The 23126-nt window shown below is 36.1% G+C and carries 20 protein-coding genes; 17 read left to right on the top strand and 3 right to left on the bottom strand.

The window, feature by feature from the left end:
• Positions 1-62: 62 nt before the first annotated feature.
• The 9 genes from AB4Y30_RS17270 (at position 63) to AB4Y30_RS17230 (ending at position 11003) form a co-directional block, all read left to right on the top strand.
• A complete protein-coding gene (locus AB4Y30_RS17270; RefSeq protein WP_368655250.1) occupies positions 63-3212 on the top strand; it encodes an SNF2 helicase associated domain-containing protein in 3150 nt (1049 codons plus the stop codon).
• Between the two features lie 71 nt (positions 3213-3283).
• On the top strand, positions 3284-3793 hold the full coding sequence (locus AB4Y30_RS17265; protein WP_368653423.1) for a hypothetical protein: 510 nt from the start codon (positions 3284-3286) through the stop codon (positions 3791-3793).
• Positions 3794-3986: 193 nt separating this feature from the next.
• Positions 3987-5051 carry a tartrate dehydrogenase gene (locus AB4Y30_RS17260; RefSeq protein WP_368653422.1) on the top strand — a complete coding sequence of 355 codons (1065 nt, stop codon included), beginning with the start codon at positions 3987-3989 and terminating at the stop codon, positions 5049-5051.
• A 167-nt stretch (positions 5052-5218) separates the two neighbouring features.
• A complete protein-coding gene (locus AB4Y30_RS17255) occupies positions 5219-6154 on the top strand; it encodes a hydroxymethylglutaryl-CoA lyase (RefSeq protein ID WP_368653421.1) in 936 nt (311 codons plus the stop codon).
• A gap of 63 nt (positions 6155-6217) precedes the next feature.
• The gene (locus AB4Y30_RS17250) at positions 6218-7666 is read left to right on the top strand and encodes a DASS family sodium-coupled anion symporter (RefSeq protein ID WP_368653420.1); all 1449 of its coding nucleotides are present in this window, start codon (positions 6218-6220) and stop codon (positions 7664-7666) included.
• 47 nt (positions 7667-7713) lie between these two features.
• Positions 7714-9063: an MATE family efflux transporter gene (locus AB4Y30_RS17245; protein WP_368653419.1), complete on the top strand. Its 1350-nt coding sequence runs from the start codon at positions 7714-7716 to the stop codon at positions 9061-9063.
• A gap of 2 nt (positions 9064-9065) precedes the next feature.
• Entirely contained in the window at positions 9066-9506 is a 441-nt protein-coding gene (locus AB4Y30_RS17240) for a hypothetical protein (protein WP_368653418.1), read from the top strand.
• Positions 9503-10633, top strand: coding sequence for a glycerate kinase (locus tag AB4Y30_RS17235; RefSeq protein WP_368653417.1), 1131 nt, complete (start codon positions 9503-9505; stop codon positions 10631-10633). Before AB4Y30_RS17240 ends, AB4Y30_RS17235 begins: the two co-directional genes overlap by 4 nt.
• Positions 10626-11003, top strand: a complete 378-nt coding sequence (locus tag AB4Y30_RS17230) for a RidA family protein (protein WP_368653416.1) — start codon at positions 10626-10628, stop codon at positions 11001-11003. Before AB4Y30_RS17235 ends, AB4Y30_RS17230 begins: the two co-directional genes overlap by 8 nt.
• Positions 11004-11099: 96 nt before the next feature.
• Here AB4Y30_RS17230 and AB4Y30_RS17225 read toward each other — a convergent pair whose 3' ends face one another.
• Complete coding sequence (locus AB4Y30_RS17225; RefSeq protein ID WP_368653415.1) at positions 11100-11342, bottom strand: DUF1450 domain-containing protein; 243 nt, start codon at positions 11340-11342, stop codon at positions 11100-11102.
• A 184-nt stretch (positions 11343-11526) separates the two neighbouring features.
• Between AB4Y30_RS17225 and AB4Y30_RS17220 the strand changes: the two genes are divergently transcribed.
• On the top strand, positions 11527-12408 hold the full coding sequence (locus AB4Y30_RS17220; protein WP_368653414.1) for a fumarylacetoacetate hydrolase family protein: 882 nt from the start codon (positions 11527-11529) through the stop codon (positions 12406-12408).
• Between the two features lie 46 nt (positions 12409-12454).
• Here AB4Y30_RS17220 and AB4Y30_RS17215 read toward each other — a convergent pair whose 3' ends face one another.
• Entirely contained in the window at positions 12455-13657 is a 1203-nt protein-coding gene (locus AB4Y30_RS17215; protein WP_368655249.1) for an MFS transporter, read from the bottom strand.
• A gap of 391 nt (positions 13658-14048) precedes the next feature.
• Here AB4Y30_RS17215 and AB4Y30_RS17210 point away from each other — a divergent pair, with 391 nt between their 5' ends.
• The 6 genes from AB4Y30_RS17210 (at position 14049) to AB4Y30_RS17185 (ending at position 20373) form a co-directional block, all read left to right on the top strand.
• Positions 14049-14960, top strand: coding sequence for a DUF1002 domain-containing protein (locus tag AB4Y30_RS17210; protein WP_368653413.1), 912 nt, complete (start codon positions 14049-14051; stop codon positions 14958-14960).
• Between the two features lie 140 nt (positions 14961-15100).
• The gene (locus AB4Y30_RS17205; protein ID WP_368653412.1) at positions 15101-15271 is read left to right on the top strand and encodes a hypothetical protein; all 171 of its coding nucleotides are present in this window, start codon (positions 15101-15103) and stop codon (positions 15269-15271) included.
• Positions 15272-15453: 182 nt separating this feature from the next.
• A complete protein-coding gene (locus tag AB4Y30_RS17200; protein ID WP_368653411.1) occupies positions 15454-16992 on the top strand; it encodes an MFS transporter in 1539 nt (512 codons plus the stop codon).
• A 114-nt stretch (positions 16993-17106) separates the two neighbouring features.
• Complete coding sequence (locus AB4Y30_RS17195; RefSeq protein WP_368653410.1) at positions 17107-17916, top strand: LysM peptidoglycan-binding domain-containing protein; 810 nt, start codon at positions 17107-17109, stop codon at positions 17914-17916.
• 225 nt (positions 17917-18141) lie between these two features.
• Positions 18142-19335, top strand: a complete 1194-nt coding sequence (locus tag AB4Y30_RS17190) for a glycine C-acetyltransferase (RefSeq protein WP_368653409.1) — start codon at positions 18142-18144, stop codon at positions 19333-19335.
• Positions 19336-19434: 99 nt separating this feature from the next.
• Positions 19435-20373: an NAD-dependent epimerase/dehydratase family protein gene (locus AB4Y30_RS17185; protein ID WP_368653408.1), complete on the top strand. Its 939-nt coding sequence runs from the start codon at positions 19435-19437 to the stop codon at positions 20371-20373.
• 160 nt (positions 20374-20533) lie between these two features.
• On the opposite strand, the gene AB4Y30_RS17180 is transcribed toward AB4Y30_RS17185, so the two are convergent.
• Entirely contained in the window at positions 20534-22156 is a 1623-nt protein-coding gene (locus AB4Y30_RS17180; protein ID WP_368653407.1) for an ABC-F family ATP-binding cassette domain-containing protein, read from the bottom strand.
• Between the two features lie 294 nt (positions 22157-22450).
• On the opposite strand from AB4Y30_RS17180, the gene AB4Y30_RS17175 reads away from it, so the two are divergent.
• Positions 22451-23035: a hypothetical protein gene (locus AB4Y30_RS17175; protein WP_368653406.1), complete on the top strand. Its 585-nt coding sequence runs from the start codon at positions 22451-22453 to the stop codon at positions 23033-23035.
• The last annotated feature ends 91 nt before the right edge of the window (positions 23036-23126 follow it).

Genomic DNA, 23126 nt, shown 5'->3' with positions numbered 1-23126 from the left:
ATGGAAATATTGACTTTAAATAAAAGTATGATTCTGGAAGGTAGGTTCCATCTATTTTGGAAATGATTACGAATAAGGATATTCAAGGTCTGTTCAAGTCAGATGTATATGAACGTGGCTTAGCATATTTTAATCAAAATAAAGTTACTGATTTATTGTATGATCGGAATCATTCTCTTTGGACGGCAAATGTTCACGGAACAGAGACTTACTTTGTAGAAGTGAACTTGAAAAATTTAAAGAATGGTTCGATTCGTGCTTATTGTGATTGCGCAGCATTCGATACGTATGGAACATGCAAACATATTGCAGCAGTGCTGTTAAGTATAGAGCGTAAGGTGAAGAAAGAACAGAAGATGGTTGATTACGAGATGACAAATCGCTTTCTTCAGGCGATTACGATGTCGCAAACAGAGGACGAGGAGTTTCTATCTGAATTAACACCAATGCATGTAGAGTACTATGTGAAATATTCCTATGACCGAAACTTGTATCTTGAGCTAAAAACAGGTGAAGGTCGCTGTTTTGTTGTGCGTAATCTTCAAGAGTTTTTAGAAAATGTATTCTCTGGGAGAGAGCATGTATTTACGAAGACATTTACATATTCACCAGATTTACATTATTTTCTCGCGCAGGATTTAGAGATTTTTGAAATGCTTCATGCGATGATTCGCAATGAGGAGATTTACCGTTCAACTGATTTTTATTTTTCTAGAAATAATGGTAATGATAAGCGTGCATTAGTTATACCTGTGTTAAACCTCAGGCAGCTATTGGAACGTTTAATCCACAGGCACACAGTAGTAGAAGTGGCTGAGAAAGAATATTCACATGTGGATATTATAGAAAACACATTACCTTTTCAATTTGCGTTAACAAAAAATGAACAATCTGATTTACTTCTGCAAATGGAGGATGTCAGAGATGCAGTATATATGAGGGCATATCAGCTATTGTTTTTTGATGGGACATTTTATTTTCCGACGAAGGAGCAAATTCCTATTGTTGAACAGATTGCTTCTTTTGGAACAATGACAGATACACTGCCTATTCAACAAGAACAGACAGATTTATTCTTGTCAGAAGTGCTTCCATCTTTAAAACAGGTTGGTGAAGTGGTAATTTCTGATGAAGTGAAATCAGAAATTATTCAAGTTCCGCTTCGAGCAAAATTATATTTAGAGTTTCGTGATGAGTTGATTATTGGGAAGCTAGAATATCATTATGACCATATTCATCTAAATCCATTTCAGGGATCGCCAGATGAAAAAATCCTTATCATTCGAGACACAGAGAAGGAAAAGCAAATTATGCGTCTAATGGAGCATGCGAATTTTCATTATAATGGAAAGGAATTATATCTAGAGACAGATGATGAAGAGTTATATGAGTTTTTCTATAAGATTCTTCCATTATTAGATAAGCATGTTGAGTTATTTCTAACATCAGAAATGCGTCACTATATCCTTGATTATGAACCAGTGCCAAGCACAAATGTACGTGTAGAGAGTGCTTCTAATTTATTGGAAATTGGCTTTGAAATGGATGGGATTGATGAAGAAGAAATCAATCATCTCCTGCATGCAGTTATTGAGCGTAAACGTTTTTACCGTTTAAGAAGTGGAGCATTACTTTCTTTAGAAAACGACCATTTCGCATCAATACAGCAGTTGTTTACAGATTTACATGTGAAGAAATCAGATATTGATGCAGGACAAATGACTGTTCCTGTGTATCGTGGATTACAAATTGATGAATTGATGGATACAAGGAAAAATTATGATCCATCCTTCCGTAAATTATTGCATCAGCTTCGCTCACCGGAGGAACAGGTATACGAGATTCCTGAGCAATTAGCTGCCAATTTACGCCACTATCAGAAGACGGGATATCAATGGTTTAAATCATTAAGTGCCTATCAATTAGGCGGGATTTTGGCAGATGATATGGGTCTAGGGAAAACCATTCAAAGCATTACCTATCTATTATCAGAGCCGAGTGAACGTCCACATTTAATCATTGCGCCATCATCCGTTTTGTACAATTGGAAGAGAGAGTTTGAAAAATTTGCACCAAGCTTAAAAGTTGCAGTGATTCGGGGAACTCCGATGGAACGAGAGGAAATGATTGCAGATTTGCAGCATATGGATGTTTGGATTACTTCTTACGCAACCTTACGACAAGATATGGAGCGTTATGAGGATTTATCCTTTCAAACATTGATCCTAGATGAAGCGCAATATATTAAAAATTATGCAACGAAAACATCAAAAGCGATTCGTAGCTTAACTGCAAGTCGAAAATTTGCATTAAGTGGCACACCAATTGAAAATACAATTGATGAGTTATGGGCAATTTTCCAAGTTGTCCTACCAGGGTTAATGCCAGCTCTAAAGGAATTTCGCCAGCTAGAACCAGAGAAAATTTCTCAGTTAACGAAACCCTTTATTTTACGTCGCTTAAAGACTGATGTATTAACAGAGCTACCAGAAAAAATAGAATCCACTCATATATCTGAATTGACGAAGGAGCAGAAGGAGTTATATGTCGGCTATTTACGCCAATTACAGCAGGAGACAGCACAATCCCTTCAAGAGGATGGTTTTCAGAAAAGCCGTATGAAGATATTAGCAGGCTTAACAAGGTTAAGACAGATATGTTGTCATCCGTCCTTGTTTATTGAAAACTATGAGGGAACATCAAGTAAGCTAGAGCAATTAATGGAGACGGTGAAAGCTTCGATTGAAAACGGGAAGCGGATGTTAATTTTCTCACAGTTCACAAGCATGCATGAGCTTATTGCGGAAAGGTTTGAACAAGAAGGAATTTCGTATTTCTACTTACATGGACAAACGCCCGCAGAAAACCGTGTAGATATGAGTGAACAATTTAATCAAGGGGAAAAGGACGTCTTTTTAATCTCATTACGTGCTGGTGGAACAGGACTTAACCTAACTGGTGCAGACACGGTTATTTTATACGATTTATGGTGGAATCCGGCTGTAGAAGATCAAGCAACAGGAAGAGCACACCGCTTTGGTCAGAAGAATGTGGTGCATGTGATTCGCTTGATTACAGAAGGAACAATAGAGGAAAAGATTTATGAATTACAGCAGAAAAAGCGTAAATTAATTGATCAAATCATCCAACCAGGAGAAACCATGCTATCCAGTATGACTGAAGAAGATATTCGCGAATTGTTAAATATGTGATTGACAACGAAGAGCAGTACAGACAGCAATTTTGTTTGTATTGCTTTTTTTCACGAATTAGGGGGATTATCATGCTTTACCAAGCTAAAATCAATAGATTGATGTTATTCATTTATTTTTTAATCCTAGCTGTGCTCACCATCTGGCCGATGTTTTTTTCTAATCGTAAGGAAGAAAATTTAAGAACAGATGCTTTATTTTGGGAAAATGTTGAGGTAGTGCTTAGGTATATCGTGCTTGGTGTATTGCTTATTTTCCTACTTTCTATCTTTGTTACTTACCAATTGAAAATAACGGAAAATCAACTTATTTATTTTATTAAGTTTTTTAACCTTGTTTTGTATAGCAAAACTGTTAAGCCCCATCAAATTGCAAAAATAACTTTCAAACGGTCGAATTGGATGATGATTAATGCAGTCGTAAGCATGAAAAAAGGCTTCCGTATCTCATTAAAAAATTTCGAACCTGTTGTGATGTATGCAGACATGATGAGATTTGCGAATGTGCACAATATTTCTACAGAGAAAACAGAGGAATTTCAAATATTACAAAGAATAAAAGAGAATAAGCAATCCAGTTAGGAGTTTAATAGAATTAAAAAGAATTTATAAAGTGACGTGTATTTCAAAAGTGAATTAATACATGTCACTTTATTTTTCTCTACTTTTCTAATTTCAATGCTAGGCAGTTATTCATTATTTTTGGTATGATTGAAGTAGTTCACGAATATTCAAATAAATGATATAGATTGTTATAGAAGGAAGTGGAGAGTAGATGAAGCAGTGGAGTATCGCAGTGATTCCAGGAGATGGGATTGGAAAGGAAGTAGTACCTGAAGCAATTCGTGTATTAGAGAAGGTTTGTGAAGTGCGTGGAGATATTGCATTGCAATTTACAGAATATCCATGGAGCTGTGAATATTACGTAGCACATGGTGAGATGATGCCAGAAGACGGAATGGAAACATTAAAAGCACATGATGCGGTATTTCTTGGGGCAGTGGGCGATCCTAATTTAGTTCCTGACCATATTTCTTTATGGGGACTTTTATTAAAAATTCGCCGTGAGTTCCAACAGACAATCAATATACGTCCAGCTCGTTACTTTGCTGGTTTAGCAACACCGCTTGCACAACCAAATGATTTTGATTTATTAATTGTGCGTGAAAATAGTGAGGGAGAGTATAGTGAAGTTGGCGGAAGGATGCATCAAGGTGCAGATCAGCTAGCTATTCAAAATGCTATCTTCACTCGTAAAGGGACAGAAAGAGTCATGCGTTATGCGTTTGAAGTAGCTAAACAACGTCGTCAGCATGTAACAAGTGCTACTAAGTCAAATGGTATTTTCCATTCTATGCCGTTTTGGGATGAAGTATTTGAAGATATAGAGAAAGAATATGCAGATGTGGAAACGAAAAAATGGCATATTGATGCATTAGCAGCTCAAATGGTTACACATCCACACTTATACGATGTTATTGTAGCTAGTAATTTATTTGGTGATATTTTATCTGATATTGGTGGAGCAATCATGGGAAGCATTGGGATTGCACCATCTGCAAATATTAATACAACTGGAGAATTTCCATCTATGTTTGAGCCAGTGCATGGCTCTGCTCCTGATATTGTTGGCAAAGGTATTGCAAATCCAGTTGGACAAATTTGGACAGCAAAAATGATGCTAGATCATTTTGGAGAAACAGAAGCAGGAGATTTACTAATTAAAGCGATTGAAGAAGCTACTAAACTAGGCTTTAAAACACCAGATTTAGGTGGTGCTTATACGATGGAAGAAGTAACAGATGAGATCTGTAAGCAAATAGAATTACTTGCAAAATAAGAGTTTTGTATAGGCCAAGAAAGTATAGCTTTTTTCGAAAATACAATCTGGGACTAGAGATATAGCTGTCTAGCTCCGAGCGCGACTTGCGCTTTTCGTTCTAGGCTGTCTAAAGGTAAGCATTGCCTTTTGTGACAGCCTCATCCTTTTTTACTGAAGGTGAATATATGGATTTTTCACAAATGATTCGTGTCAATGATGTTATGCTACGCGATGGTTTACAAATGGAAGAAAAAGTTCTTTCTGTAGAACAAAAACTACAATTAGCAAGTATGCTTATTCAAGCGAATATAAAGCAAATAGAATTTGGCTCCTTTGTTCATCTGAAGCTTGTTCCACAAATGGCAAATAGTGGAGAGTTATTTCAGCATCTCCCTAATTCATCTGATATTTATTTTGTTGCTTTAGTGCCAAATTTAAAAGGAGTAGAGCTTGCAGCGAGCTATGGAGTACCTGCAGTAAACTTTGTATTATCAGCTAGTAATACACATAATTTACAAAATGTGCGTCAAACAACAGAACAATCACTAGCAAGCTTAAAGACAATGAAGGAATATTGTCAGGAGACTGATATCAAGCTAGATGTTTCTATTGCAACTGCATTTGGTTGTCCATTTGAAGGTGAGGTAGCGGTTGAGCGTGTAGTGTCGATTGCGGAGCAGCTGTTGGAAAATCAAGTGCATCGTATCACCTTAGCCGATACAACAGGGATGGCTAATCCACGCCAAGTATATGAACTAGTAACGAGGATTCGGAAGCTCATATCTAGCGAGCAACTTAATTTACACTTTCATAATACACGAGGCATGGGGCTTGCTAATGTGCTTGCAGCAATAGAAGCAGGGGCTACGAGCTTTGATGCAGCATTAGGTGGATTAGGTGGTTGTCCATTCGCACCAGGAGCCACAGGGAATATTAGTACAGAAGATGTTGTTCATATGTTGGAAAGTATGGGGTTTCAAACGAATATCGATTTAGATCAATTGCTGGATGCAGCGAAGATTTTACAAAGAGATGTTGGACATGAATTAGCAAGTAGCGTTCTTCAAGCAGGGAAATATAATCGTAAATATCCTATACCTGATAAAGAAGGCAATAATTAATGCCCTTTTCCCAGAGAGAGAAGAGACGGAGTATAGTCTCATAAGCGAGAAAGGAAGAACAAGATGACACAATCAACAGAAGCTGCTCATAACGGGAATTCGGGGCAGCTAGGCTGGAAACAGCTAGCTAGTATTATAGCTGCTATTATCGTATTTATTTCACTATATTTTGGATTACCTGAAGATTTTACATATGCACCTAGAGTAATGACTGCACTTGTTTGCTTTGCTATTGTTTTATGGGCTTTTGAGCCAATTCCTTTAGGAGCAACAGGATTAATTGTTTTAGTACTTATGTTAGTTTTTCGTGTTGCGGACACAAGCGTTACACTTAGTGGTTTTGCTTCTCCTGCTATTTTCTTAATTATAGGAGGAACAATGATTGTTATCGCAACAAATGAAACGCCGCTTATACGTCGGATGACATATAATATGCTTGCGAAATTCGGTAGCACTTCAAAGGGGCTAGTATGGAGCTTGTTAATTATTTTACAAATCCAAGCCATTTTTATTCCAGCAGTAGCTGTGCGAACTACATTAATGATTCCAATTACTTCTATGATTGCGAAAACAGTTGGTGCAAGACCAGGGAGTAATTTACAAAGAATTTTATTTTTAACACTTGCTTTTGGCGGAACGGTAAGTGGGGTTGCAATTATGACAGCGGCTGTAAGTAATGTATTAACAGTAGAAATTTTAAATCGTTATGCCAATATTAATGTTACTTATTTTGAATGGTTCTTATATACTTTTCCAATTTGGTTTTTGATGATTCCTACAGTTGGTTTTCTATTACTTAAAATGTATCCCGTACCAACAGGACAACAGCATCACCCGAAGATTAAACAGGAAATGAAACAAAAAATTGAAGAGCTTGGACCAATAACTAACGCAGAAAAACGTGCCTCCTTTATTCTTTTATTAACGGTAGGACTTTGGTTAACAGAGCCGCTTCATGGTATGCATCCGAGTATTTCTGCATTAATTGGTGCAGCATTGATGGCTTTACCAGTGATTGGCTGTGGAACTTGGAAGAAGATGGTGCAGATGAATTACGATACGATTTTATTACTTAGTGTAACCTTATCTGTAGGTTATGTATTCGTTGATTCTGGAGCAACCGATTTAATTAGTAATTATGTAAGTACAGAAGGCTTCTTAAAATTATTACAGCATCCTGTTTTAGGATTATTTATTATTATTTTTCTTACACAAATTTTCCATAAAATGATTTCGAATGTGTCAACAGCTGTTATTACACTATTACCAATTGTGCTTAGCATAGCAACTGTAGCGAATTTTGACCCTTTATTTATCAGTATGGTGGTAGGAGTCACTTGCTTATTTGGCTTTATCCTGGCAGTAGAATCCATGCCAAATTTATTAATACATAGTACAGGAGCAGTGACACAGAAGGACTTCATTTTACCAGGTTTTTATTTAACCATTATTTCAAGTGTTATTACTGTAATTATCGCATTAACATGGTGGCAGTGGGTTGGTTTGTACTAAAAGAGGATGTTCAAAAAGAAAATAGAATATAACAAGGCGGTGGGGGATTGCGGAAAAAACAGGATTTTACGCAAGGATCCATTTTAAAGCAGTTGATCGTTTTTTCAGGACCAATCATGTTAGCAGATTTATTACAGGCTTCCTTTCATGTAATTGATAGCTTGTGGGTTGGAAATCTTCTCGGTGCAAATGCACTTGGAGCAGTGGCTGTAGCCAGTGTGATTTTATTAACCGTGTTATCTTTTGTCATCGGGATTAATAATGCTGCATTGACTATTTTATCTCAGCAAAAAGGGCGTAAAGACCATGAAGGATTAAAACGTTATTTAAACGCATTTGTTGTTATCTTAACAACCATGTCTATTTTATTAAGTGTTATTGGATTTTTTACCGCAGTCCCATTATTAAAATTACTAGGTACGCCAGAGTCAATGTTAGATTCAGCGAAGGTATATCTCCAAATTCATTATCTTGGTATTATCTTTTTATTCGGCTATAACTTTATTAGCACAGTGCTTCGAGCTGTTGGTGATAGTAAAACGCCCTTACGCTTTGTCATTATTGCAGTTATTTTGAAAGCAGTGCTTTCGCCGCTATTTATCTCTGTTTTTGGTTGGGGTATGGAAGGTGCGGCCATTGCAACGATTACGGCTCAAGGAATTGCATTTACCTATGGACTAGTGCTTGTGTATCGCAAGCGAATTGTGCCATTTTCACTTCCATTTCTACCAAAAAGTGAGGAAGTACGTTTAATTTTAAATTTAGGAATTCCTTCTGGGCTACAAATGGCTGTAATTTTTGCAGGTTCTGCCGCTATTATGAGTGTAATTACTAATTTTGGAGAAAGTGTTGTTGCTGGCTTTGGAGCAGCACATCGCTTAGATAGTATTTTAATGCTACCAGCACAAGCATTAGGGGTAGCAGTCAGTAGTATGGCAGGGCAAAATATTGGGATTCGTAATTGGGCTCGAGTCCGAAAGATTACTAAATATGGTGTGCTTTATAATTTAATCTTTATGCTAATTGTTGGATTATTTATTTTCATTTTTGCAGAGCATGCTGTCCGTTTATTCATTCAGGAGGAAGCGGCTGTAGAATTTGGAACAAACTATTTACGCACTGTAGCTTTTTGTTTTCCGTTTCTCGGTCTAAGTTTTATTTTAAACGGAGTTGTTAGAGCATCTGGTGCCATGTACCAAGTACTTGTTCTCAATATTATTTCTTTCTGGGTCTTCCGTTTCCCATTAACTTCTCTTTTCTCTAATTTGTTTGGTGAGATAGGAATTGGAATGGGAATAGGTGCAAGCTTCATGATGAGTAGTTTATTCGCATCCTTGTATTATTTCTTTGGAAAATGGCGTGAAAAGGATATTTTTAAAGAGCGGGTGAGCCACTAAAGATGAAAAAACATATGATGCTTTGGAGCATAGCCCTACTAGCCGGAACCGTATTTGGCTTATTCATGAAGGGAATAGAATCTTTCACAGGAAAAGAAGTGTATGTATTGCTATTAAACATAGATTATTTTCCAATTATAAAAAATATTTCATTTAATGAATTCCAGGAATTTCTCTTGCATTTGCTGGTGTCTCTTGCGGTTGTTTATTGCTTATATTATGGAATGCAGCGTTATCAAATTAGGCGAATTGTATGGACCTGTGTATGGTTAAACGTATTAATTGCAATTTTTTTATATGGTACAACTGCTTTCTCCTCGCGTACACCAGAAATTACTGATGCTTGGGCATTTATGTATTGGTTATTAGGTCATGTAATTTATGGTCTGCTTGTAGGTTTTGGAATCAGACAATATCGAAAAAGTTCGGGGGAAGAATCATGAAGTTTGTTTTAGCTCCTGATTCATATAAAGGAACATTATCGCAAATGGATGTTTCTCAAGTAATGAAGCAGGCAATTTTAAATAGATATCCAAATAGTAAAGTGATTACAAAACCAATGGCTGATGGTGGAGAAGGAACATTAGATGCATTATTAGATGCCGCAGATCAGGGTGAACGTATTCCTGTGCAGGTAACTGGCCCATTAGGTGAACAAATAGATACGAGTATTGGTGTTGTAAATGAGGATACAGCTGTCATAGAAGTGGCAGCAATAGCAGGTTTACCTTTTGTTCCAGAAGCTTTACGTAATCCAATGGAAACAACTACCTATGGTATTGGAGAAGCAATTGGTATTGTACTGGATCGTGGAATTCGAAAGTTTGTAATTGGCTTAGGTGGAAGTGCAACAAATGATGGTGGTTTCGGGATGCTAGCAGCACTTGGTGTTACGATAGAAGCATCAGAAAATAAAGCTTTATCTATGAAGGGAAAAGGTTTGCTAGACATTCAAACCATTGATTTTCATACGATTGATTCACGGATATGGGATTGCGAAATCCAGATTGCAAGTGATGTAGATAATCCACTATATGGCCCGAATGGAGCGACATATATTTTCGGTCCTCAAAAAGGTGCAACATCAGAGCAAATGGCTAAGCTTGATACAGCCATGAACAAATATAGTCAATTAGCAGAGAATGCTTTAGATTTAAAAGAAGCACTTGTGAATTTTCCTGGTGCAGGCGCTGCTGGAGGGTTAGGCTTTGCCTTTTTATTATTACAGGCAGAAATTATTTCTGGGGCTAAGCTTGTGGCAAAGACAATTGAATTAGAAAAAGAAATAGCAGATGCGGATCTTGTGTTTACAGGGGAAGGAAAGAGCGATGAACAAACCTTGTTTGGAAAAGCGCCAGGATATGTTGCTGAATTAGCACGAAAACATGGGGTGAAAGTATACCTTGTATCCGGAAGTGTAGAGGATGAAGACGGAAAACTTCAGGAATATTTTAGTGAAATTTTTTCATTAGTTGATGGAAAAATTAGCTTACAACAAGCATTAAAACAGACAAATATGGTATTATTAGAGAAGATGAAACAAATATTAGGAGGAAAAGCACATGATTAAAAAAGTTCATACAGATAATGCGCCACCAGCACTTGGGCCATACTCACAAGCAATTCAAGCAGGAGACTTTCTTTATGTATCAGGACAAATTGGTCTAGATAAAGATGGAGAAGTACAAGAAGGTATCGAAAATCAAACGAAGCAAATTTTCGCTAACCTACAAGCAGTACTTGAAGAAGCAGGTGCTGATCTCTCTAAAGTTGTTAAATTTACAATTTTCCTAGATTCCATGGATGATTTCGCTACAGTTAACGAAATCTACGGAAGCTATTTACAAGAGCCATATCCAGCTCGTTCTACAGTAGAAGTTAGCTGCCTTCCTAAAAACCTTTTAGTAGAAATGGAAGCAATCGTATATTTAGGTGAATAATTAAAGTATGCTCGTCGAATAGATTGTTCGGCGGGCTTCTATTATGTTTTTAAGTGTTTTTGAAACAGGTTTAATAGATAAAAGCTTTATTGCATGCTAATACTGTCCCAGCTCTTCCCGAATAGCTATGCGGATGTTCTCCAAGCATACTTCAGGTGTTCTGCCATGGACATTTTTATTATTTACGATTGCGAAGGGAACTGCGCGGCAGAGGCCGCATAGGGAAAGGCACTGATTAATAATTACTGCTACCTCAGGAAATTCCTCTTCAATAATCTCTTCGATATCTAATTCATTTAATATATTTGCATCACATACTTCAACGATAACAAATTTCATATTATCACTTACTTTCTATCCATTTCAGGCAATTTTCTACCCCTATCGTAGCATAACTCTAATAGCTAGGAAATTATTCAATATCTGTTAGAATATTTGGCAAAATAGTCTAGGAGCATTAGAATAAGAAGTAGTAAGTGAATCGAACATTTTAATAGTGCATGGGGAAGGGGAGTAAGGATAAATGAGATTTATTAATTTTCAAGTAGATAATGAAACGCGCCTTGGTGTAAAAACAGAACAAGGAATTGTTGATGTACAAGCATCTTTTGCAAATGAAGCGGATTTACCACAATCTACAAAGGAAGTCATTGTGCAAGGGGATAAGGCTACATTGCGAATAGCTGAGCTACTTCAGACAAATCAAGACCAGCTTGTGTATATAGAAGAGGATAAGCTATCTTATTCAGCCTGTGTAAATAATCCAGGAAAAATCATTTGTATTGGGTTAAATTATCGTAAGCATGCAGAGGAATCCAATATGCCGATTCCTGAGTATCCAATTTTATTCAGTAAGTTTAATAATGCATTAGCAGGACATTTAGAGGATGTTGTTATTTCGAAACAAACGGAGAAGCTAGATTATGAAGCAGAGCTTGGATTAGTAATCGGAAAAACGGCTAAGGATGTGTCTGAAGCGGATGCATTAGATTATGTATTTGGTTATTTTACAGCAAATGATTTATCTGCTCGTGACTTGCAAATGCGTTCTGGTCAATGGTTGCTTGGAAAAACAAGTGATGGACTACTTCCAATTGGGCCAGAGCTTGTAACGAAGGATGAAATAGCAGATCCAAATTATTTACATGTGACATGTGACTTAAATGGAGAGCGACGTCAAGATTCAAATACAAAGGATATGGTTTTTAATTGTCAGGAAATTATTAGTTATGTATCGAAGTTTATGACATTAGAAGCAGGAGATATTATAGTTACTGGAACACCTGAGGGAGTAATTATGGGTTATCCAAAGGGAGAGCGTAACTGGATTAAACCAGGTGATGAAGTGACGATTACCATTGAAGGATTAGGTGCATTAACTAATACATTTATTGCTGATAAATAATAAAAAGGGATTGCTGGAAATCATAGATTCCGCAATCCCTTTTTTACTATAATTTACTTACTTTTGCGTTAGGAATATCTCTTCCTTCATATTCAAGCTTATACCATGCGACGAGTAGTGCGAAGCCGCAGACAATTAATATACCGCTTGTAAAGAAGAACACAGAAGAAAATCCGAAAAATCCAGATAAAACTCCACCAAGAGCTGGACCAATTAAATTTCCTAAGAATCGTAAACTTGAATTATATCCAAGTACTTCTCCCTGCATAGAAAGTGGTGCCTGTTGACGAATGTATGCCACTCGTACAGGAATCATTCCACCAATTGCGATTCCTAGTAAGAAACGTAAAGTAATAAGCTGCCAAATATTTGTTACAAAGGCTCCAGGGAAATAACTAATCCCAGCTAAAAATAGGAGAAAAATCAATATTTTAATATGCCCTATTTTATCTCCTAAAGCTCCCCAGCGCTTTGCCATAAATAAATTTCCTAATCCGGCTACAGAGAAGGTTAATCCTGACATCAACGCGATATTTTCCAGTCCATTTATTTCAGCTACATACAAAGAAAGAATAGGCTGGATACTGAAATGGGCAATTTGTATAAATACGGCAATTAACATCACGATAAGTAGTACTGGTTTATTAATAATGTGCTTTAATACTTCCTTGCTCGAATATGCTTTCGTGTCTTTTATATTAGTAACTTTTAATTGAATTTCTTTAATTCCAAAGGCAACAATAAGTGCAGATAGAAATAGGGTAATCGACATCCATTTAAATGTTGCTGCATATCCAAATATGTCTGCAATACCTCCGCCGATTAATGGACCAATCAGCATTCCTGTAATACTTCCTGTTTGTAAGGTTCCAAGCACACGTCCAGCATACTCTTTAGGTGTTTGGATTGAAATAAAGGCTTGAGACATTGGAATAAATCCTGTAAATAACCCCATAAACATTCGCAAAATAAATAATTCCCATACAGATGTAGCAAAGCCCATTAATAATACAGACACGGCTAAACCAGATGCTGACATAATTAATATTTTTTTGCGACCATATTTGTCACCAATACGTCCCCAAATAGGAGCGAAAATGAGTGCAGTTAAAAAGGTAATAGAGAAAATCCACCCTGACCAGCTTTGTACGTATTTCTCAGAATACTGACCAAAGGAATCAATATAGAGAGAGATAAATGGAAGAATAATAGTCATACTTGCAGAAATAAAAAAGTTCGCAAACCACATGATAGACAAGTTGCGTTTCATAATCGGTTTTTGATAAAGAATGGGTAATACACTTCTTTCTGTTTTTTACATGCGCATTTAAGAGGCTGTTCAAAAAGTCCAGCAAAAATGACATATCTTTACTACCCTTCTTGAACACGCACTTTAAGCACAATATATTCTGAGGAAAAAAGCCCTCAACTATTTCGTTACCCTAATTATACGCCCTTCAAACATAAAAATGAAAAAATATGCTCAACAACAGGATGTCCTATGAGAAGCGAGCTATTTTTTCCCATTTTTGTATTCACAGTTCATAAAAACAGTTATAATGTTTGGTAAGGAAAACAGACGTTTTCCTGTCACCATAAAAAGTATGGAGCAGTAATTCATTTAAAGGAGACTAAAGAGCATGAAACGTTTGATGAAAAAAGCAACATTGTTGATGCTGATGATGGCTTTAGTGATGAGTGTGACAACATCCGTTCTAGCAGATAGTAATGATACAGATCAAGAGGTTGTAAATGAAAAACTTGGAGATCCGATTGTAGTATATGGAGCAACATTAAGTGCTGAACAAAAAGAAGAGGTTAAAAAACTTTTAAAGGTTTCAGATACACAAACAGTAAGAGAATTTTCTGTAGATGGTAGTGATATTTCCAAGTATATTGATGGAGATCCTAATTCGAGAATGTTTTCTTCCGCAAAAATTGTTCGTCAGGAAAAGGGAAATGGATTAACGATCCGTATCGTTACACCAGAAAATATTACAAAAGTAACTAGTGAAATGTATGCCAATGCATTGTTAACAGCAGGTGTAGAGGATGCAACCGTTGATGTTGCTTCTCCAATTCCAGTAACAGGTCATTCGGCATTATCAGGTATTTATAAAGCGTATGATGAAGAAGGCGAAACTCTAGATAAAGAAAGAATGGAACTTGCGAATGAAGAGTTAGGGGTTGCGACAGATCTTGCCGAGAAAGAAGGCATGACGCAAGAGAAGGTCAGTGAATTACTAACAGAAATTAAGAAGGCAATAGCAGAGCAAAATCCAGCAACAAAAGAAGATATAGAGAAGATTATTCAAGAACAATTAAGCAAGCTGGAAATTTCCTTAAACGAAGCAGATCGTCAAATGCTTGCTAATTTATTTGATAAAATGCGTGAATTGAATATTGACTTTGACAAAGTGAAGGGGCAATTGGAGGACTTAACTTCTACAATTAAAGACAAAGCAAAAGAATTAGGCTTAGATGAAGGATTCTGGGAAAAGGTAATGAATTTCTTCAAGGAGCTCTTTAATAAAATTGCATCATGGTTTTAGGTGAATCAATACGAATTACAGCCTATACATCAAGAGCAATATAAAGCAAATCTCTCTAACTTATTTTGGCTTAATGGAAATCATGAAGACAAAAAAGATACCTACACCTAAATGGGCAAGGTAGAAGGGAGTGAACAGTTATGGAAGTACTCTTGATTTTTATAGCAATTCCAATCATCTTGATCTTCTCTATCTTTGTGTTGATTAGAGGAGTTAAAAAAAGAGTGAACGAGCCAACGAATCAATTAAAAGAAGAGGTTGCAAATCTTGAAAAAAGGGTTAATGATCTTGAGGTGGAGAAGGATAGGTAGGCTGAAAGTATAGATATTATGATTCATTGTTCATATAAATCAATAGTTAATTCATAGGAAAGAGGTTGCCAATAGGTAACCTCTTTTGTATACTTCAAACAGTACATAAAACGGTTTGTATCGAGAGGTCTAGAAGGAATTCAGAAATACATAGGGTAAAAAAATTTGACGGTGGTGAAGCAATGTCGAAACAAAAACAAGCTTCTTCTGCATGGCCGCTTACTTTATTTACCATCGGTGTCTTTATGGCAGGGCTTGATAATGGGATTATCAGTACAGCATTATCAACGATTGGTGATTACTATCAAGTATCGGCGAGCTGGGGAGCTTGGAGCATTACTTTATATACATTAGGAATGGCGATTAGCGTCCCGATTATCGGTAAGTTATCTGATATTTTTGGGAGAAGGAAGCTATTTTTAGTAGAAATATTTTTATTTGGACTTGGTTCACTATTGGTGGCGCTCAGTCCGAACTTTACCTTTCTACTTATTGCCCGTTTTATACAGGCGATTGGCGGTGGAGGAATCTTTATTATTGGGAGCTCCTATGTTTTAGCCACATTGCCAAAAGCAAAACAAGGAAAAGCACTCGGGCTATTAGGTAGTATGCATGGTCTATCTGCTGTTTTAGGGCCCAACTTAGGTGCAGTTATTTTACATCTAACTGGTTCATGGCAATGGATGTTTTTCATCAATATTCCCATTGCATGCTTTTTGCTTATTTTTGGTTGGTTGAAGATAGGAAAAACAAATACTGTTAAGGCGAAGCCACTTGATATATGGGGAATTACTTTATTGACATCTGGTATTTTAGCATTGATGTATGGGATGACGAACTTAGATAGCACAAAGTTCTTCCAAAGCTTATTGACGATGAATGTATTTGCCTATTTATTTGTAGGTATTGTTCTACTGATTGGTTTTATTTTATATGAGCGTTATTTGGAAAATAAAGGCGGCGATCCAATTGTTGCTTTTACATTAATATCAAATCGATTATTTCAAGTCACTTTATTATTAGGAATGTTATCGGGTGGATTTTTAGCAGGTATTATCTTTATTCCTTCTTATGTCCAGCAAGTCTTGCATGTTCCAGTAGAAAGTGCAGGATTTTGGGTAACACCTCTAGCATTAGCCTCTGGAATCGGCTCTGGTTTAGGTGGATTTTTTACAGATCGAATTGGTTCGATGAGGACAATTATTACAGCAGGCTTTGTTGGAATTATCGGCTTTTCCCTATTTTCTGTTTTTGTTAGTGATTTTCCTACCTTTTTACTTGCAAGTATTTTATCTGGAATCGGCTTAGGTATGATGCTTGGTGCACCATTGAATGTCCTAGCTGGTAAAAGTGCTAGGAAGGAAGCGAAGGGATCTGCTCTTGGAACCCTTTCTCTGTCTAGACAAATCGGTATGACTTTGTTTCCAACCATCTTTGCAGGTTTTATAGCAGGAGCATTTGCTCAGGTAGAACCAATGGTAAAACATGAATTTATGGAGCAAGATATTACCATTGAAGCGGTGGATGCAGAGAATTATTTGACGTTAACAGAGCAAGTAGATCAAATTGTTTCAGAGGATTTACGTGTACAAGTTATGGGTTATGTTACAGCAGTGTTACAAAACGGTTATAACCGAATGTTCGTTACATCGAGTATTTTGGCGTTTATCGTTGCTATATCAGGGTTTTATCTTCTTCGAAAAAAGACTGATAAAATGTAACGGTTGTAATGAAATAGGATATTTGTGTCATCTATTCTTAACTCTGTTGTTACTGACTTCGTCTGAAGCTCTATGATAGTATAGGCATTGTCAGAAATGGAGGAGAATAAAAATATGAGAAAACTTGTAGCAATACTTTTTGCTAGCACCATCGTTTTCAGTGCAGCTACGACTGTTTCAGCAGCAGAGTATGAAATTCAAAAAGGTGATACTTTGTGGAAAATAGCTAAAAAGCACAATACTACAGTTGATCGATTAAAGAAAATAAATAATTTACAATCGTCGCTTATTCATCCAAAACAACTTTTACAGGTGGATGAAGGACAAGGTAAACAGAAACCGGTAAATAACGGAGATAAGCGGAACCATAAAGTAGTAAAAGGTGATACATTGAGCGAAATTGCTCAACAGTATAGTGTGACAGTTGGGCAGTTGAAAAACTGGAACAACTTATCTTCTGATTTAATCTTAATAGGACAAAACTTGAGTATAAATGGTACAGATGCTAAGCCAGCAGCGAAACCAAGCAAACCTGCACAACAGGAAGCTAAAAAAGAAGAGAAACCAGCACCTAAGCAAGTAAAAGTAGAGCCTAAACAGGAAGAAGCTCCGAAAAACGAGGAGAAACAATCTGCTAAGACATTTACAATGAAAGCAACAGCCTACACTGCAGAATGTGATGGTTGTTCAGGTATTACTAAAACAGGTATTGATTTAAATAAAGATCGTAATGCAAAAGTAATTGCGGTTGATCCAAACGTAATTCCATTAGGAACAAAAGTTCATGTTGAAGGTTATGGAGAAGCAATTGCTGGAGATATTGGTGGCGCTATTAAAGGAGATCGTATTGATATCCATGTTCCAACAAAATCAGAAGCATACCAATGGGGCGTTAGAAACGTTAATGTCACAATTTTAGACTAATATAACAAAAAGTATTGAGTATTTGCTCAATACTTTTTTTGTACGCTTAAATATATTCTGAAATAATGAATATAAAATAATTTTGCAAAAATGTACTTTTATAGTAAACAAAATATTTATTTTATGTTAAAATCCTATTAATTAGAGTTTTAAAGGTTAAAAATGTCTTTTCAGAAAAGACAAATGTTTTTCCGGTATTAACAAAATAAAAAAGGAGGCAATATCATGTCGAATAAAATCCTTAATGCATTTTTAAATGAAAACATTATGGATTTGCAAGGAAAAGGACTGTATAACGAAATTGATGTTGTTGCAGGTGCTAATGGTCCGGAGATTGAAATTGATGGTAGAACGATGATTAATCTATCCTCAAATAATTATTTAGGGCTAGCTACAGATGAGCGTTTAAAACAAGTAGCTAAAGAAGCAATTGATCATTATGGGGTTGGTGCTGGAGCAGTTCGAACCATTAATGGAACCTTAGATGTACACATTGCTTTAGAGAAAAAATTAGCAGCGTTTAAGGGTACAGAAGCGGCTGTGATGTATCAGTCTGGCTTCAATTGCAATATGGCAGCTATTTCTGCAGTCATGGACCGTGGGGATGCTATTTTATCAGATGCATTAAATCATGCTTCTATCATTGATGGCTGTCGTTTATCCCGTGCGAAAATTATTCCATTTGAACATTCGAATATGGATGATTTACGTCAAAAAGCAAAAGAAGCAGTAGAATCAAAAGCATACAAGAAAATTATGGTCATTACAGATGGTGTTTTCTCAATGGATGGAGATATTGCAAAATTACCAGAGATTGTAGAAATTGCTAAAGCATATGATTTAATTACTTATGTAGATGATGCTCATGGTTCAGGTGTATTAGGTAATGGGGCAGGTACCGTAAAACATTTTGGCTTGCAGGACGATGTAGATTTTCAAATGGGCACATTATCAAAAGCAATTGGCGTAGTTGGTGGTTATGTTGCAGGAAGACAGAACCTAATTGATTGGTTAAAAGTACGTTCACGCCCATTTTTATTCTCTACAGCAACAACTCCAGCAGATACTGCAGCTTGTTTAAAAGCGATCGAGCTCTTATCTGAAAGTGGACATTTGGTAGAGCAGTTATGGGAAAACGGTAGATATTTAAAAGAGGGCTTACGTAAGCTAGGCTATGATATTGGTCAAAGTGAAACACCGATTACTCCTTGTATTATTGGGGAGGAAAAGACAGCTCAAGCATTTAGTAAGCGTTTATACGAAGAGGGAGTTTATGCAAAGGCAATTGTGTTCCCTACTGTACCTAAAGGAACAGGGAGAATTCGTAATATGCCTACAGCAGCGCATACGAAAGAAATGCTAGATCATGCACTATTAGTTTATGAGAAAGTCGGTAAGGAAATGAATTTGCTAAAATAGGGAAGGATCGAATCTTGAATAACTAACTTAAAATACTTTTGTTTCAATAACCCTATGAAGCAAAACTAGACAGATGGACATCACTTGGAGGAGATTCCTATGAAAAAAATACTCGTCACAGGTGCACTTGGCCAAATTGGTACCGAGTTAACAACAAAATTACGCCAGGTATATGGAAATACAAATGTGATTAGTTCAGATATACATGAGTATGATGAAAATCAAGATGGATTATACGAAACAATAGACGTTACAAACGAAAAGAAAATATATGAAGTAGCAAACAAATATCAAGTAGATACGATTATTCATTTAGCAGCACTATTATCTGCACGGGCTGAAGCATCGCCACAGCTTGCTTGGAATTTGAATATGAATGGTTTATTAAATGCTTTAGAGGCTGCGAAAGAATTGCAGGTAAAATTATTTGTACCCAGCTCTATCGCCACATTTGGTTTGACAACACCATTAGATCAAACACCACAAATAACGGTGCAACGTCCAACCACTATGTATGGAATTAATAAACTTGCTGGAGAATTGCTTTGCGATTATTATCATTTGCGTTATGGTTTAGATACACGTGGTATTCGCTTACCAGGATTAATTTCGTATGCTGCACCTCCAGGAGGAGGGACGACGGATTATGCAGTAGAGATGTATTATGAAGCTGTTAAAAAGCAAACCTATACATCTTTTATTGGAGAAAATACACATATGGATATGATGTATATGCCTGATGCTCTAGATGCAATTATTCAAATGATGGAGGCAGATGGTAATAGATTAAAGTATCGTAATGCCTATAATATATCTGCCGTCTCAGCTGCACCAGAGGACTTTGCAAAATCCATTCAGACATATATTCCAGAATTTACGCTTCAGTATGAGGTAGATCCAGTTCGGCAGCAAATTGCTGAAAGCTGGCCAAATTCACTGGATTATACCGCTGCTATGGAGGATTGGGGGTTCCAGCCTACTTATAATTTAGATATGATGACAAAGGATATGTTAGATAATTTACGTATAAAATTATAATAGAAAATAACTCAAAGCCAAAGATCTAATTGCAGATCTTTGGCTTTTTATGTGCTCAGGTATGGGTTACAGCTTTATGCTTTGGCATCTTATGTTTTTTCAAGGAGTAAAAAATAAGAGTTATTGGATTAATATGATGATCCAATAACTCTTATTTAATTTATCCTTTATACATTTCAGCTACTTGTTTTTGGATCTTCTTATCTCTTACATATTCATCATAGCTCATTTCCTTATCAATCACACCATTTGGCGTAATATCAATAAGTCGATTTGCAATACTATTAATAAATTGATGGTCATGTGATGCAAAAAGAATAGATCCTTTAAATTTCATTAATCCATTGTTTAATGCAGTGATGGACTCTAAATCTAAATGGTTTGTTGGTTCATCTAAGATTAATACATTCGCATTGCTTAGCATCATTTTTGATAGCATACAACGAACCTTTTCTCCTCCAGATAATACACTCGCTTTCTTAAGCGCTTCTTCTCCGGAAAATAGCATTCTACCAAGGAACCCACGTAAAAATGTTTCTGTTTCATCTTCTGGTGAGAATTGTCTTAACCATTCAACTAATGTTAAATCCGAATTTTCAAAGAAGGCAGAGTTATCCTTTGGAAAGTAAGTTTGACTTGTTGTAATACCCCAAGTGAATTTACCTTCATCTGGTTCAAGCTCTCCAGCTAAAATTTGGAACAATGTTGTTTTAGCAATGTCATTTGCACCTACAAAAGCGACTTTATCATTGCGATTTAACAAAAAGCTAACATTATCTAAAACCTTTTTCCCGTCAATTGTTTTACTAATGCCCTCTACACGAAGTAAATCATTTCCCATTTCTCTTTCAGGAGTGAAAGCAACATATGGGTAACGACGAGAAGATGGCTTAATATCGTCTAATGTGATGTTATCTAGTAATTTTTGGCGAGATGTTGCTTGACGGGAACGAGCAGCATTGGCACTAAAGCGTGCGATAAATGCCTGTAGTTCTTTAATTTTTTCTTCTTTTTTCTTATTATCTTCTTGTCTCATTTTTAATGCCAGCTGGCTAGACTCATACCAGAAGTCGTAGTTACCAACATAAATTTGGATTTTCCCAAAGTCTACATCGGCAATATGTGTACATACCGTATTTAAGAAGTGACGGTCATGTGAAACGACGATAACTGTATTCTCAAAATTAATTAAGAAATCTTGTAACCATTGAATTGCTTGTACATCTAAGCCGTTTGTTGGCTCGTCCAGTAATAGAATATCTGGATTACCAAATAAAGCTTGCGCAAGTAAAACTTTAACCTTTTGATCTCCAGTTAATTCAGCCATTTTATAAGAATGAAGCTTCTCAGGAATGCCAAGGCCTTTTAATAAGATAGCAGCATCAGATTCTGCTTCCCAACCACCAAGTTCAGCAAATTCTCCTTCTAGCTCTGCCGCACGCATTCCATCTTCTTCACTAAAATCTGCTTTCATATAAATCTCATCTTTTTCTTTCTTTACAGCAGCCAAATGCTCATGACCCATTAATACGGTATCAATGACACCGTGCTCTTCATAAGCGAAATGGTCCTGTTTTAATACAGCTAATCTTTTTCCTTTTTCAATATGAATATTTCCAGCTTGAGATTCTACTTCGCCAGATAATACTTTTAAAAATGTAGATTTTCCAGCTCCGTTTGCTCCAATAACACCGTAGCAATTTCCTTGTGTAAATTTTAAATTTACATCTTCAAATAACTTTTTGTCTCCATATTGTAAACTAACATTCGATACTGTTATCATTGTTAGGTACCCTCCAATATTACATGCTCTAATTGCTAAGCTTACAAAAATAATTGGATTACGTCAATCATGGAGCTAAATATAGCTGTTTTTGAATATAATAAATTCACGATAGAATGGATGCTTTCTTCTAAGGCTGCTAGAAAATTAGCTTGTAAAAAAAGAGTTTCTTATGTATTATTTTAAATAAGTGTTTTCGTAATCGAAGTATTCTACGTTCGATTGCATCCATGTCATCATCACGAAATAAATAGAAGCAAACCAAATTTGTCTTTCGAAGGGGGAAGACAGGAAATGAAAACAATTTACTTTATTTTTTCCGATACAGGTACATGGTTATCTCGTGCAATTAAACTATTTGTAAGTGAATCATTGAATCATACTTCGATTGCATTTGATGAAAGCTTAGATGAGGTATACAGTTTTGGTCGAACCCGCCCTAAAAATCCATTTCTTGGTGGATTTGTACGTGAGAATATACGGGGTGATTTAATGAGGAATGCAAACTGTGCTGTTTATGCTTTTAATGTATCTAATGAAGAATATGAAGAAATTCGTAAAAACATCAAACTAATTGAAGAAAGCAAATCATTGTATCGATATAATTTTATTGGTTTACTTGGTGTGTTATTTAACATCGAAATTAACCGACAATATGCTTTTTTCTGTTCGCAGTTTGTGGCATATGTAACTAGGGATATAGCATCATTGACGATAGAAAAGCCATTATGCTTTGCAACACCAGCAGATATTCGCAATCGTGAAGGGATGCATTTGATTTATCGAGGAAAACTTGGAGAATATGCAGCTGCATGTCGCTTGCATAAATCAGAAGCTTTAACACATATAGATGAAAAAAAGAAAGTTATTACCATCTAATGAAAAAGCGTAAGGTATATTTATAATGTTATTTGATTTTAGCCATTATACATTTATATATTCATATATTTAAAGAATCTCTACAGCCCTT

The organism is Ornithinibacillus sp. 4-3, from assembly GCF_040958695.1.
Taxonomy (GTDB): Bacteria; Bacillota; Bacilli; order Bacillales; family Amphibacillaceae; genus CALAMD01.
The sequence above is the reverse complement of the archived record's forward strand: the minus strand, read 5'-3'. Positions and strand labels throughout refer to the sequence as shown.